Source organism: Intrasporangium calvum DSM 43043 (assembly GCF_000184685.1).
Lineage (GTDB): Bacteria > Actinomycetota > Actinomycetes > Actinomycetales > Dermatophilaceae > Intrasporangium > Intrasporangium calvum.
Map to the genome: position 1 here is coordinate 1,824,860 of NC_014830.1, position 13,108 is coordinate 1,837,967.

Annotated in this window: 13 protein-coding genes and 1 riboswitch; of the genes, 12 read left to right on the plus strand and 1 reads right to left on the minus strand. The window is 72.3% G+C overall.

Going from position 1 to position 13,108, the window contains the following annotated elements; genetic code table 11:
* The first annotated feature begins 12 nt into the window (after positions 1 to 12).
* The 5 genes from INTCA_RS08180 to INTCA_RS08200 all read left to right on the plus strand — a co-directional run bounded on the left by INTCA_RS08180 (position 13) and on the right by INTCA_RS08200 (position 6,609).
* Positions 13 to 2,232, plus strand: coding sequence for a primosomal protein N' family DNA-binding protein (locus INTCA_RS08180; RefSeq protein WP_013492441.1), 2,220 nt, complete (start codon positions 13 to 15; stop codon positions 2,230 to 2,232).
* Between the two features lie 58 nt (positions 2,233 to 2,290).
* Complete coding sequence (locus INTCA_RS08185; protein WP_041307445.1) at positions 2,291 to 3,547, plus strand: saccharopine dehydrogenase family protein; 1,257 nt, start codon at positions 2,291 to 2,293, stop codon at positions 3,545 to 3,547.
* A 68-nt stretch (positions 3,548 to 3,615) separates the two neighbouring features.
* On the plus strand, positions 3,616 to 4,161 hold the full coding sequence (gene def, locus INTCA_RS08190; protein ID WP_013492443.1) for a peptide deformylase: 546 nt from the start codon (positions 3,616 to 3,618) through the stop codon (positions 4,159 to 4,161).
* Position 4,162: 1 nt separating this feature from the next.
* Positions 4,163 to 5,107: a methionyl-tRNA formyltransferase gene (fmt, locus tag INTCA_RS08195; RefSeq protein WP_013492444.1), complete on the plus strand. Its 945-nt coding sequence runs from the start codon at positions 4,163 to 4,165 to the stop codon at positions 5,105 to 5,107.
* A complete protein-coding gene (locus tag INTCA_RS08200; RefSeq protein WP_013492445.1) occupies positions 5,104 to 6,609 on the plus strand; it encodes an RsmB/NOP family class I SAM-dependent RNA methyltransferase in 1,506 nt (501 codons plus the stop codon). The genes fmt and INTCA_RS08200 overlap by 4 nt, the downstream gene beginning before the upstream one ends.
* Positions 6,610 to 6,611: 2 nt before the next feature.
* Here INTCA_RS08200 and INTCA_RS08205 read toward each other — a convergent pair whose 3' ends face one another.
* A complete protein-coding gene (locus tag INTCA_RS08205; RefSeq protein ID WP_013492446.1) occupies positions 6,612 to 7,343 on the minus strand; it encodes an enoyl-CoA hydratase in 732 nt (243 codons plus the stop codon).
* Between the two features lie 58 nt (positions 7,344 to 7,401).
* On the opposite strand from INTCA_RS08205, the gene rpe reads away from it, so the two are divergent.
* The 7 genes from rpe (at position 7,402) to INTCA_RS08240 (ending at position 13,059) form a co-directional block, all read left to right on the plus strand.
* A complete protein-coding gene (gene rpe, locus INTCA_RS08210) occupies positions 7,402 to 8,058 on the plus strand; it encodes a ribulose-phosphate 3-epimerase (RefSeq protein ID WP_013492447.1) in 657 nt (218 codons plus the stop codon).
* A gap of 97 nt (positions 8,059 to 8,155) precedes the next feature.
* Positions 8,156 to 8,294, plus strand: a riboswitch (FMN riboswitch).
* Between the two features lie 120 nt (positions 8,295 to 8,414).
* The gene (gene pnuC, locus INTCA_RS08215; protein ID WP_013492448.1) at positions 8,415 to 9,176 is read left to right on the plus strand and encodes a nicotinamide riboside transporter PnuC; all 762 of its coding nucleotides are present in this window, start codon (positions 8,415 to 8,417) and stop codon (positions 9,174 to 9,176) included.
* Positions 9,177 to 9,178: 2 nt separating this feature from the next.
* Entirely contained in the window at positions 9,179 to 10,315 is a 1,137-nt protein-coding gene (gene ribD, locus INTCA_RS08220) for a bifunctional diaminohydroxyphosphoribosylaminopyrimidine deaminase/5-amino-6-(5-phosphoribosylamino)uracil reductase RibD (protein ID WP_013492449.1), read from the plus strand.
* Positions 10,316 to 10,319: 4 nt separating this feature from the next.
* Positions 10,320 to 10,931 (plus strand): riboflavin synthase, encoded by a 612-nt coding sequence (locus INTCA_RS08225; RefSeq protein ID WP_013492450.1) that lies wholly within the window; start codon positions 10,320 to 10,322, stop codon positions 10,929 to 10,931.
* Entirely contained in the window at positions 10,928 to 12,166 is a 1,239-nt protein-coding gene (gene ribB / locus INTCA_RS08230) for a 3,4-dihydroxy-2-butanone-4-phosphate synthase (RefSeq protein ID WP_013492451.1), read from the plus strand. Before INTCA_RS08225 ends, ribB begins: the two co-directional genes overlap by 4 nt.
* A gap of 12 nt (positions 12,167 to 12,178) precedes the next feature.
* Entirely contained in the window at positions 12,179 to 12,664 is a 486-nt protein-coding gene (gene ribH / locus INTCA_RS08235) for a 6,7-dimethyl-8-ribityllumazine synthase (RefSeq protein ID WP_013492452.1), read from the plus strand.
* Positions 12,665 to 12,795: 131 nt separating this feature from the next.
* Positions 12,796 to 13,059: a phosphoribosyl-ATP diphosphatase gene (locus INTCA_RS08240; RefSeq protein ID WP_013492453.1), complete on the plus strand. Its 264-nt coding sequence runs from the start codon at positions 12,796 to 12,798 to the stop codon at positions 13,057 to 13,059.
* Positions 13,060 to 13,108 lie beyond the last annotated feature (49 nt).

The following is a 13,108-nucleotide window of genomic DNA, read 5'->3' on the forward strand; positions in this document are numbered from 1 at the left end:
AGGTTCGCCCTCGTGGGCGACGGTTTGGGCAACGGTGTGGGCAACGGCGTGGGAGCCGGCACGGACGCACGGACGTCGGTGACGAACGCGCTGCCACCGGAGCTCGGTCCGGTCGCGGCCGTCGTCGTCGACACCCCGCTGGCGCACCTGGACCGGGTGTTCGAGTACGCGGTCCCGGCTGACCAGTCCGCCGATGCCGTGCCGGGCGCCCGGGTCCGGGTGCGGTTCGCCGGGCGCGACCTCGAGGGTTTCGTGGTCGCGCGCCGAGCGGAGGCGGAGCACGAAGGACGCCTGACCCCGCTCCGCAAGGTGGTCAGTCCCGAGCCGGTCCTCACTCCCGAGATCCTTGACCTGTGCCGAGCCGTGGCCGACCGGTACGCGGGGACCCTGAGCGACGTGCTGCGGCTCGCGGTCCCCAAACGTCACGCGACGGCAGAGCGCAACCTGCCCCTCCTCCCGGCAGCTGACCCTGACCCTGACCCTGACCCTGACCCGGACCCCGACCCTGACCCCGGCACCGGCGCTGAGACCGGCGCTGAGGCCGGCGCTGAGGCCGGCGCTGAGGCCGGCGCTGAGGCCGGCGCTGAGGCCGGCGCTGAGGCCGGCGCTGACACGGGCACGGTGCCGTTGGCGGCCTACCCGGCCGGCTCCGCGTGGCTGCGCAGGGTGGCGGGGGGACAGGGCCCGGCGGCGGCCTGGACGGCGCTGCCGAGCCAACCCCCTGGGGCCGACTGGCCAGAGGCGTTCGCGGCCGCGGTCGCTGCCGCCCTGGCGGGCGGTCGCGGCGCGGTCGTCGTCGTTCCCGACCACCGGGACGTCGACCGGCTCGACGCGGCGCTCATCCGTGCACTGGGTCGGGGACGGCACGTGCGGTTGACGGCCGACCAGGGACCCCAGGCGCGGTACACGTCGTGGCTCAAGGTGCTGCGAGGACATGTGCGGGTCGTGATCGGGACCCGTGCGGCTGCCTTCGCGCCGGTGCGCGACCTCGGCCTGGTCGGGTGGTGGGACGACGGGGATGACCTCCTGTCGGAGCCGCGTGCGCCCTACCACCACGTCGGGGTGGTCCTTGCCCTCCGGGCGCAGCAACGCGGCGCCGCGCTGCTCTCCGGGGGTTTCGGGCGCAGCCTCCGTGTCCAGACCGAGGTTGAGGCGGGACGGTTCGTGGCCATGACGGCCGACCTCGACGTCGCGCGAGCGGCCCAGCCGCGCGTCGTCATCGCTGGCGAGGGTCTGGACGACGAGCGCGACGGTCCTGGTGCGCGGGCTCATCTTCCCTCGCGGGCCTGGCGGGTGGCCAAGGACGCGCTCCATGACGGACCGGTCCTCCTCCAGGTGCCGAGGCGCGGCTATCTGCCGGCCCTCAGCTGCGGCGAGTGCCGGACCCCGGTCCGTTGCCCTCGGTGCCAGGGCCCGGTCGCCGTCGGCTCGGCGGGCAGCCCGGCGCGGTGTCGGTGGTGCGGGTCAGGTCTCGGGCCGGCCGGCTTCGAGTGCCGGTCCTGCGGCGCGCGACGCCTCCGGGCCGCAGTCACCGGCGCCGTGCGGACGGCCGAGGAGATCGGGCGGTCGCTGCCCGGCCACCCGGTCCACACCTCGCGGGCCGGCCAGGTGCTTCCCGCCGTCGGTCCCGAGCCGGCCATCGTCATCGCCACCCCTGGCGCGGAACCGGTTGCCGAGGGCGGCTACTCCGCGGTCCTGCTGCTCGATGCCTGGGCAAGCTTGGACCTCCCGGTCCTCGACGCCCCGCTGGAGTCCCTTCGTCGATGGATGGCTGCGGCCGCCCTCGTTCGTCCTGGGCGCACCGTCGTCCTTGCCGGGGTCCCGCAGGGGGTCACCCTCCCGGCGATCGAGGCGCTGGTCCGCTGGGACCCCGGTTGGCTCGCTGCTCGGGAGCTTGCCGAGCGTCGTGAGCTCGGTCTGCCTCCCGCGGTTTGCATGGCTCGGCTGGTCGGCAGCCGCGAGGGTGTCGAGGGCGCGCTGGCCCAGCTCGATGTGCCCCCTGCGGCTCAGGTGCTCGGCCCGATGCCCCTCGATGTCTGGCGAGCGACCAGGACGGGTCGGGCGGACGAGACGAGCGAGCCGGCCCGACCGGGCTGGCATGCCCTGGTCCGGGCCCCGCTCGACGCGACCGGAGAGCTCACGCACGCCTTGGCGGCGCTCAAGGCCTTCCGCTCGGCCCGCAAGGAGCCCGAGGTCGTCGCAGTGCGGGTCGACCCCCTCGACCAGTGGTAGCGGGGATGCGCGCGACGCCGGCCGCCGCCCCCGGAGGCGGCATGGCACAGTGGCGGCCATGGTGACACGCGACCTCGACATCGTCCTCTACGGGGCCACCGGCTTCGTCGGCCGGCTGACCGCTCGCTATCTCGCCGGCCGGGCCGACGGCCTGCGGGTGGCACTCGCCGGGCGGTCGCGCCACCGCCTGGAGACGCTGCGGACCGATCTCGGCGACGCCGCCGCCGCGTGGGAGGTCATCGAGGTCGATGCTCACGATGCCCACGCGCTCCGCTCGCTGGCGGGGCGGACCACGGTTCTCGCGACGACCGTCGGCCCGTATGTCCTCCACGGGAAGGCGGTGGTGCGGGCCTGTGCGGAGGCAGGCACGCACTATGCCGACCTCACCGGAGAGGTCCTCTTCGTGCGCTGGTCGGTCGACGAGATCAGCTCTGTGGCCCAGACCTCAGGTGCGCGGATCGTGCACGCCTGCGGCTACGACTCGGTGCCCTCGGACCTCGGCGTGCTGCTCCTGGCTCGCCGGGCTGCCGCCGACGGGACCGGGACCCTCGGCGACACCGTGCTCGCGGTGAGGTCTGCCAAGGGCGGCTTCAGCGGTGGCACCTTCCACTCGGCGCGGCACCAGGCAATGGCGGCGGCCAACGACCCCGACGCTCGACGGGTCCTCGGGGACCCCCATGCATTGAGCCACCGCCGGGGCGAGGAGCCGTCGGGAGGAGCCCGTCGGCCCCGAGGGTTGCCGAGCCGCCTGCGCAAGCTGCTCCCGGTGCAGCGAGACCCGCAGACCGGTCGGTGGAACGGACCGTTCGTGATGGCCGGGTTCAACACCCGGATCGTGCGGATGTCGAACACCCTGACGGACTGGTCCTACGGGCGCGACTTCCGGTACCGGGAGGTCGTCGACTTCGGCTCCGGCCCCTTGGCGCCGCTCCTCGCCGGTGGCATGGCAGTCGGCCTCGCGGGGGGCCTCGCGGGCCTGTCCTGGGGTCCGACCCGGGCCGTCCTCGACCGGGTCCTGCCCAAGCCGGGGGAGGGCCCGAGTGAGGAGCGGCTGGCTGGCGGCCGCTTCCGGATGGAGATCCGGACGAGGACGTCCGGTGGTGCCACCTACCTCGCCCGGGTCGCGGCCCCGTACGACCCCGGCTACACCGGGACCGCAGTCATGCTCGGCGAGGCGGTCCTGGCACTCCTGCAGGACCGCGACAGACTGCCTGCCCGGGCCGGGGTGCTCACGCCGGCCACGGCGCTCGGGGACGTGCTCATCGAGCGCCTGCGCGACCAGAACTTCACGCTCGAGGTCGAGCGTCTGGCCTGACAACGGGCCCGCCTAGACTTGGCCTTCCTCGCCCATCCGGGCGCCGTCGACCCCGAGGACTGAAGCCTGTGGCGATCAAGGACATCCGCCTCTTCGGTGATCCAGTGCTGCGCACTCCCGCCGCCGAGGTCATCGACTTCGACAAGGAGCTGCGGGTGCTCGTCCAGGACCTTCAGGACACGATGCTCGACGCTCCGGGGGCGGGCCTGGCCGCGCCACAGATCGGGGTCGGCCTGCGCGTGTTCACGTACTGGGTCGACGGGATCGTGGGGCATCTCGTCAATCCCCTGCTGGCACTGTCGGACGAGGAGCAGGAGGGGCCGGAGGGCTGCCTCAGCATTCCCGGGGTGACCGTGGAGACGCGTCGGGCCCTCTCGGTGGTCGCCAAGGGCCAGAACATGCATGGCGAGCCCGTCGTCCTCGAGGGCACTGAGCTGCTCGCGAGGGCCGTCCAGCACGAGACGGACCATCTCGACGGCATCCTCTTCGTCGACCGTCTCGACCCGGCAGCCCGCAAGGCCGCGATGCGCGCCATCCGAGAAGCCGAGTGGTTCGGCGAGCCCCCACCCACGGTCAGGGTCAGCCCGCACGCGACCTTCGGTCTGGGGATGTGACGTGAGGGTCGTCTTCGCCGGAACGCCGCAGGTCGCCGTCCCCAGCCTCGATGCCATCGCCGCGTCCCCACACGAGCTCGTCGGCGTCATCACCCGCCCGGACGCCGTGGCCGGACGAGGCCGGCGGCTGGAAGCCTCCCCCGTCAGGGCCAGAGCCGAGGAGCTGGGCCTCCCTGTCCTTGTGCCGACCTCGCTGCGCGACCCGGAGTTCCTCGACGCCCTGAGGAGGCTCGCGCCGGATGCCTGTGCCGTCGTCGCGTACGGCAACCTCATCCCGCAGGTGGCTCTGGAGCTGCCGTCACAGGGGTGGGTCAACCTGCACTTCTCGCTGCTGCCGGCCTGGCGGGGCGCGGCGCCGGTGCAGCACGCCATCATCGCCGGGGACGAGGTCACGGGTGCATCGACCTTCCGCCTCGAGCGCGGACTGGACACGGGTCCCGTCTACGGCGTCATGACCGAGCGCATCCGGCCGACGGACACGGCCGGTGAGCTCCTCGACCGGCTTTCCACGGCCGGGGCCGAGCTGCTCGTCGCCACTCTCGACGGCATCGAGGCCGGTGAGCTCGTCGCCGAACCCCAACCGCTCGACGGGGTGTCGCTTGCTCCCAAGCTCGAGACCGAGGATGCCCACATCGACTGGACCCGACCAGCCCTCGCCATCGACCGGCTCGTCCGCGGCTGCACCCCGGCACCCGGAGCCTGGACGACGTTCCGTGGCGAGCGCCTCAAGGTCGCGCCGGTCACCGTGGTCTCCCCTGGGGAGCTGCCAGACGGGTCCACCGTCGCGACGGGGGAACTTCTCGTCATGCGCAAGGCGGTCTTCGTGGGCACGGCAACGTCACCGGTTCGTCTCGGGTCGGTCCAGGGGCACGGGAGACGGCCCATGCCTGCCCCCGACTGGGCCCGGGGAGTACGGGTAGCACTTGGAGAGCGGGTCGGCGAATGAGTGACGAGCGCCGTGGAGGCCGCCAGCGGCCCCCCGCCCGGGGCCGGTCGGCCCAGCACCGTTCAGCCCAGCGACCCGCTGAGCGAGCCCGACGGACCGACCCCGCCCGACTGACGGCCTACACCGTCATGCGCGAGATCAACCAAGGTGCCTATGCCAACCTCGCCCTGCCCAAGCTGCTGCGCGAGAAGCGCCTCCACGGACGGGACGCGGCGTTCGCCACCGAGCTCGTCTACGGGGCGACCCGGTTGTCTGGGCTCTACGACGCGATCACAACCCGCGCCGCCGGCCGTCCGGTCGAGCAGATCGACCCTGCGGTCCTCGACAGCATCCGCCTCGGCGCCCACCAGGTCCTGGGTATGCGTGTTCCGAGCCACGCCGCCGTCGACGAGACGGTGGCGCTCGCACGCCAGGTCAACGGGTCGGGTGCCGCCGGTTTCGTCAACGCGGTGATGCGCCGGATCAGCGAGCGTGGACTTGACGAGTGGCTGGACGTCGTCACCGAGGGGGTCACCGACCCGACCGAGGCGCTCGCCATCCGCACGTCACACCCGCTGTGGATCGTCAAGGCCCTCCGGGCTGCTCTCATCGGTCACGGCCGTGTTGCGGCGAACGGGGTGGAGCCCGAGCTGGCCCGCCTCCTCGAGGCGGACAACGCGGCTGCCAAGGTGTCCCTTGCGGCGCGACCCGGGCTGGCGACCGTGGCTGAGCTCGCGGCCTCCGGTGCGGTCGCCTCGAGCACGAGCCCGGTGGGAGCAGTCCTGCCGGACGGGGACCCCGGTGCGATCGCGGCGGTCCGGGAGGGCCGGGCAGCGGTCCAGGACGAGGGGTCGCAGCTGCTCGCCCTGGCCATCGCGACGGCCGAGGTCGGGGCCGGCGCCATCACCGGGGAGCGCTGGCTGGACCTGTGCGCCGGCCCCGGGGGCAAGGCGGGGTTGCTCGCCTCCATCGCCGTTCAACGTCGGATCCCCTTCGTGGCCAACGAGGTCAATGCGCACCGTGCCCGGCTGGTCGAGCAGACCCTGTCGGCCGCCGTCGCAGCGGCCGTCGAGGCCGGGACGACGGTCGAGGTGCGCCACGGAGACGGGCGGGACCTCGGTGGCCTGACACCGGGCGCCTACAGCCGCGTCCTCATCGACGCCCCCTGCACCGGCCTGGGGGCCCTCCGACGACGTCCGGAGGCGCGGTGGCGACGTCGTCCTCAGGACGTGGCCGCCTTGGCGACCCTCCAGCGCGAGCTGCTCGCGTCGGGCATCGAGGCGACCCGGGCGGGCGGAGTCATCGGCTATGCGACCTGCAGTCCGCACCTCAACGAGACGAGGTTCGTCGTGCAGGACGTGCTGAGGAAGCGAGATGACGTCGAGCTGGAGGATGCCCGGCCACTCTTCCTCGATGCGGCCGGTGCGCCCCTTCCCGAGCTGGGTGACGGCCCGTACGTCCAGCTGTGGCCCCAGGTCCACGGCACGGATGCGATGTTCCTCGCGGTGCTCCGCAAGCGCTGACGTCACCGCCCGCGAAAGACAGGTCGGCGTCGTTCGCGCCTGGCGGCGTCCGCCTCTGCTGCGTCCTCGCTGGCGAAGCACGCGAGGAACTTCGCCCGGAGCGAAGGGTCGTCGTCCGCGAGCTGCGGCGAGTTGAGCACGTGCTTCGCGTAGGCCAACGAGAGGGGGGCCAGGCCGGCGAGGTCGTGGGCCAGGGCGATGGCGTCGGTGACGTCTCCTTCGCGCTGCACGAGCCCGCTCGTCAGCGCGGCGGCCAGGTCCATCGTCTCGGCTGCCAGCAGGAGGCCACGGGTGTGCCCGCCCCCGACGAGGTGGACCAGCCGGCGGATCGTCCAGGGGTCGACGGCGAGGCCGTTGCGTGCGGTCGGCACGGCGAAGCGGGCCGCCGCCGTGGCCATCCGAAGGTCGCAGGCGGCCGCGAGCTGAGTGCCGCCCCCGATCGCCGGGCCGTTGACGGCTGCGATGACCGGGACCGGCACGGTCGTGATCGCGCCGAGCATGCCGTAGTGGGCTTCGAGGAAGTCGTCGCCGTAGACGCCGTCGAGGTCCGCCCCGGCGCAGAACGTCGAGCCGGCCCCGGTGATGACCACGGCGCGGACCGACCCATCTCCCGTGCCTGCTGTGTCGAGTGCGTCCCAGAGAGCTCGGCACAGCTCCAGGTTGAGGGCATTCCGCTTGTCGGGGCGGTTGAGGGTGAGTACGAGGACATCGTCCTCGAGAGCACGCTGCAGCATGCAGGCATCCTCGCAGGCCTGGCCCGGCGTCGGGCTCGCCCCAACTACGCTGTCCTCCGTGCAGATCTCCCCGAGCATCCTTTCGGCCGACTTCGCCAACCTCGAGCGCGAGCTCGGGCGGATCGCCGGCGCCGACTGGGCGCACGTCGACGTCATGGACGCCCACTTCGTGCCGAACCTCACCCTCGGACTGCCGGTCGTCGAAGCGCTGCTCAAGGTCAGCCCGATCCCGATCGACGCCCATCTGATGATCGAGGACCCGGACCGCTGGGCTCCCCTGTATGCCGAGGCAGGCTGTCAGTCGGTCACCTTCCACATCGAGGCGGCCCGAGACCCTCGGGAGCTGGCGCGCCGACTGCGGGCGTCCGGCGCCCGAGCGGCGATGGCGATGAAGCCGCGCACGGCGTTCGCTCCCTACGAGGACCTCCTTCCCGAGCTGGACATGGTCCTCGTCATGACCGTCGAACCGGGCTTCGGCGGCCAGTCGTTCATGGCTGACCAGATGCCCAAGGTGAGACAGGTGCGTGAGGCCGTCAAGCGGCACGGTGGCGAGATCTGGGTCCAGGTCGACGGCGGCGTGAGCGCCACGACGATCGAGCAGTGCGCTGAGGCCGGAGCCGATGTCTTCGTGGCCGGCTCCGCAGTCTATGGCGCGGAGGACGCGGCCGCCGCGGTCGACCAGCTCCGGAGCCTCGTGGCGGCCCATCACCACTGAGGCCCGGCCACGGGCGACGCACTCCTGGACGGGAGCCGGTGGTGACCGTCACGTGAGCGGATGTGGGCCCGTGCGCGCTCACGGTGCATACTGGTTGTACGTGCTCCGGGGTCGGTGTAATTCCGAACCGGCGGTGATAGTCCGCGACCCGACCGCTCATCAGCTTCACGAGCGGCCGGTTGACCTGGTGGAACTCCGGGACCGACGGTGAAAGTCCGGATGGGAGGCAGCACGAAACAGACTGGTGTCTGTGTGGTTCGCGCACCCTGAAAGGGCCGCGGGGCGCGACGGCACCAGCTGTGGAGTCCCCCGGAGTTCGTCCGTTCAGCACCACGAACTCCAAGGACGAACACCACATGCAGTCACTCGCCCTCGCAGACGAGACCAAGAACCTCTTCCAGCAGGTCCTCGACGCAGCGATCCCGATCGGGGTCTACCAGCTGCACTGGACCGAGCTCATCGCCGTGCTGATCGGCGTCGTCTCCGCGTGGTTCGGGATGCGACGTCGGGTCTGGGCCTGGCCCGTCGGCATCGTCGCGAACGTCATGCTCTTCTTCGTCTACCTGGGTGCGCTCTTCGGCGCGGATGAGCGCGTGCCGCTCTTTGGACAGGCCGGGCGGCAGGTCTTCTTCATCCTCATGAGCGCCTACGGCTGGTGGCGCTGGACCCAGGTGCGCCGGCTGAGCCACGCCGAGGACCGAAGTGGGGCGGCGATCACCCCACGCTGGGCCACCTCGCGGGAGCGGGTGGCGGTGGTCGGCTTCTGGCTGGTCGGCACCGTGGCCGTCCACCAGGCCTTCACCTGGCTCTGGTCGCTCGCGCCGAACCCGTTCTGGACCCCGGAGTGGTGGTTCTTCTGGTGTGACGCGTGGATCTTCGTCGGGTCGGTCGTGGCGACGTTCGCGATGGCTCGCGGGTGGAACGAGTTCTGGCTCGCCTGGATCGCCGTCGACCTCGTCGGAGTTCCCTTCGGCTTCGCCACCGGATACGTGCCGACTGCGGTGCTCTACAGCTTCTACGGCCTGTTCGTCGTCTACGGGTTCATTCAATGGGTCCAGGTGTCGCGCACCGAGCACCGGGACGTCGAGCCGGTGCTGGCCGGTTCTCGGGTGGAGTGACCGTGCCCAGCGGGCAGCTGACGCCCCAGAGTCCCGTCGACGCGGCTCGAATGCTGCGGGCCATCGCCCTGGCCGAGCGCTCGCCGTGGCCGGATCCCAACCCACGAGTCGGGTGCGTCATCGTCGACCGAGCGGGCGAGGTCGTGGCCGAGGGCTGGCACCGGGGGGCCGGCACGCCGCATGCCGAGGCGGCCGCCCTCGCGCTGGCCGGCGAGCGGGCGCGGGGCGGCACCGCCTACGTCTCACTCGAGCCGTGCGCGCACCGGGGTCGGACCGGCCCGTGTTCCGACGCGCTCGTCGAGGCCGGCGTCGCGCGCGTGGTCTACGCCCAGGCGGACCCGAACGCGGAGGCGAGCGGGGGAGCCGACGTGCTTCGCGCCGCCGGGGTGCAGATCGTGGGCGGCCTCCTCGCCGATGAGGCTGCCGCGCTGAACGATCGGTGGGTCCGTACGATCACCTTGGGACGGCCCCTCGTCACGTGGAAGTTCGCGGCCACGCTCGACGGCCGCAGCGCCGCGGCGGACGGGTCGAGCCAGTGGATCACCGGTCCTGCCGCGCGCGCCGATGTGCACGCCCTCCGAGCCACGCGTGACGCCATCGTCGCGGGCACCGGGACCGTGCTGGCGGACGATCCCCGGCTCACGGTTCGCCCGGACACGGTGGTAGCCCCGACGGATCGGCGGACCGGGCCCGAGGTGGCCCCCGGAGCGGCCGCCGCACCGGGCCCGGTGGGAAGCCAGCCCCTGCGCGTCGTGGTCGGCCTGCGTGCGGTGCCGCCGTCGGCGCGGGTCCACGCCGGGCCGGGTGAGGTCCTCCACCTGCGCACCCGGGACGTGCACGCGGTTCTCGCCGCCCTGTGGTCCAGGGGCGTCCGGGAGGTCTGGCTCGAGGGCGGGCCGACGTTGGCCGCCGCCTTCTGGGCGGCCGACCTCGTCGATGACGTCTACGCCTACCTGGCCCCGGCCCTCCTGGGTGCCGGCCCGGCGGCCGTGGGCGACCTGGGGATCAGGTCCATCGACGGCATCCGACGACTTGAGATCACCGACGTCAGCCAGGTGGGTGCCGACGTCCGAGTTCACGCCGTCCCCTCGCATCCGGTCCGTCCGGCCCGGAGCGTCGTGGTGACGGGAAGGGAGTAGGCACATGTTCACGGGAATCGTCGAAGAGCTCGGCACGGTGGGCACGATCGAGAGCTCCCCGGAGTCAGCCGTCCTGCGCATCGAGGGTCCCCTCGTCGCTGCGGACGCCGCTCACGGGGACTCCATCGCCGTCAACGGCGTGTGTCTCACCGTGACGAGCCACGACGCCGGCGGATTCAGCGTCGACGTCATGGCGGAGACCCTGCGGCGGTCGAGCCTGGGTGCACTGCGCCCGGGAGACCCGGTCAACCTGGAGCGGGCCATGGCTGCGTCAGGTCGCTTCGGTGGGCACGTCGTCCAGGGACATGTCGACGGCACGGCCACCATCGTCGAACGGGTGCCCGGAGACCGGTGGGAGGTGGTCACCTTCAGCCTTCCGGGTCAGCTTGTCCGTTACGTCGTGGAGAAGGGCTCGATCACGGTCGACGGCGTGTCCCTCACCGTGACCGCCGTCGACGGCGCCACTTTCAGCGTCTCGCTCATCCCGACCACGCTGGGAGCCACGACCCTGGGGCACAAGGGAGTCGGCGATCCCGTCAACCTCGAGGTCGACGTGCTGGCCAAGTACGTCGAGAGCCTGCTCCGGCACGGCGCGCTGAGCAAGGAGGAGTCATGAGCGACCTGTCGACCATCGAGGAGGCCCTCGACGCCCTGCGCGCGGGGCGTCCGGTGCTCGTCCTCGACTCACAGGACCGTGAGAACGAGGGTGACCTCGTCCTCGCTGCGCACACCGCCACCGAGGAGTGGATGGCGTGGACCATCCGTCACTCGTCGGGCTACCTCTGCGCGCCCATGCCGGACGCGCTCGCGGACCGGCTGGAGCTGCCGCTCATGGTGGCGGACAACCGAGATCCCCTGCGGACCGCCTACACGGTGTCGGTTGACGCCGCCACGGGAGTCACCACCGGCATCAGCGCCACGGACCGCACCCGGACCGTTCGCGTCCTGGCCGACCCCGCCTCGGCCCCGACCGACCTGATCCGGCCCGGCCACGTCCTGCCGCTCCGGGCCCGCGCCGGAGGAGTGCTCACCCGTCCCGGCCACACCGAGGCGGCCGTTGACCTGACCCGTCTGGCCGGGCTTCCTCCCGTGGGCGTCATCGGCGAGCTCGTCCACGACGACGGCCGGATGATGCGCTATGACGCCGTGGTCCGGCTCGGGCGGGACGAGGGCCTGCCCGTGATCACCATCGAGCGGCTCATCGCCTGGCGCCAGCAGCACGACCGGGTGGAGCGCCTCGCCACGACCGTGATCCCCACCCGGCACGGCTCCTTCACCGCCCACGGCTACCGCGACACGCTCACGGGCGAGGAGCACGTCGCACTCGTCAGCTCCCGCGGCCTGCACGGCGCGCGCTCGGCGGCCCCGGTGCTCGTCCGCCTCCACTCCGAGTGCCTCACCGGGGACGCCTTCGGTTCGCTGAGATGTGACTGCGGGCCGCAGCTGCAGGCCTCGCTGGCGCGGGTCGGCCGGGAGGGCGGCGTCGTCGTCTACCTCGGCGGCCACGAGGGACGCGGGGTCGGGCTCGTCGACAAGCTGCGCGCCTACGCCGAGCAGGACCGGGGGGCCGACACCGTGGACGCCCAGACGGCGCTCGGCCTGCCCGTCGACGCGCGCGAGTACGCCGCAGGCGCCGCCGTCCTCCACGACCTCGGGGCGACCCGAGTCGTCCTCCTGACGAACAACCCCACCAAGGTCGCCGCGCTCCGTCACTTCGAGATCGACGTGGTCGCGGTCGAGCGACTGCACACCGAGGTCGCCGCCGAGAACGAGCGCTACCTCGTCACCAAGCGGGAGCGCCTCGGACATGACCTGCCGGCCGTCATCCAAGCCAAGACCGAATCTGCCTGAAGGAGAGCTCACATGAAGGACGGAGCACCCAGCCTCGCCGTCGACGGGCGCGGCCTCGCCGTGGCCGTGATCGCCGCGAGCTGGCACGAAGACGTCATGAGCGGGCTCCTCGACGGAGCCCGTCGCGGACTCTCGGCGGCCGGTGTCACCGACGTGCACGAGGTCCGTGTCCCCGGCACGTTCGAGCTGTCGGTCGCCTGCGCCGCGCTGGCGCCCCGCTACGACGCCCTCGTCGCGCTCGGCGTCGTCATCCGCGGCGGTACCCCACACTTCGAGTACGTCTGTCAGGCGGCGACCACCGGGATCACCGAGGTCTCGCTCCGTACCAGCACGCCGATCGGGTTCGGGGTCCTCACCTGCGACACCGAGGAGCAGGCCATCGACCGCGCCGGGCTGCCCGGTTCGAGCGAGGACAAGGGCCATGAGGCGGCGACCGCTGCCGTGGCGACCGTCGTCGCCCTGCGCGGAGCCGAGCGAGCATCCCGCTCCGGCTCGTGAGCGGAGTCGGGACCTCCGGAAGGGTCCGAAGGGGTCTGGAGCGTGTGCTCGCCCGGGGAGCGAGCCGCGCGCCCTGGTCAGGGAATGGGCGCCGGCCAGCCCAGCGGCATACGGAAAGTACGCTCTAGACCGTGAAGAGCTTTGAGCAGCTGTACGCCGAGCTCGCCGAGAAGGCGATGACCAGACCGGAGGGCTCCGGGACGGTGGCCGCACTCGACGCGGGCGTCCACGCCATCGGCAAGAAGATCGTCGAGGAGGCTGCCGAGGTCTGGATGGCCGCCGAGTACCAGTCCACGGCAGAGGCCGCCGAGGAGATCAGCCAGCTGCTTTACCACCTCCAGGTCCTCATGCTGGCCAAGGGCATCACGCTCGACGACGTCTACGCCCATCTCTGACCCACGAGATCTCGCACCGCACAGCACCGCACCACCCCCGACGCCCGAG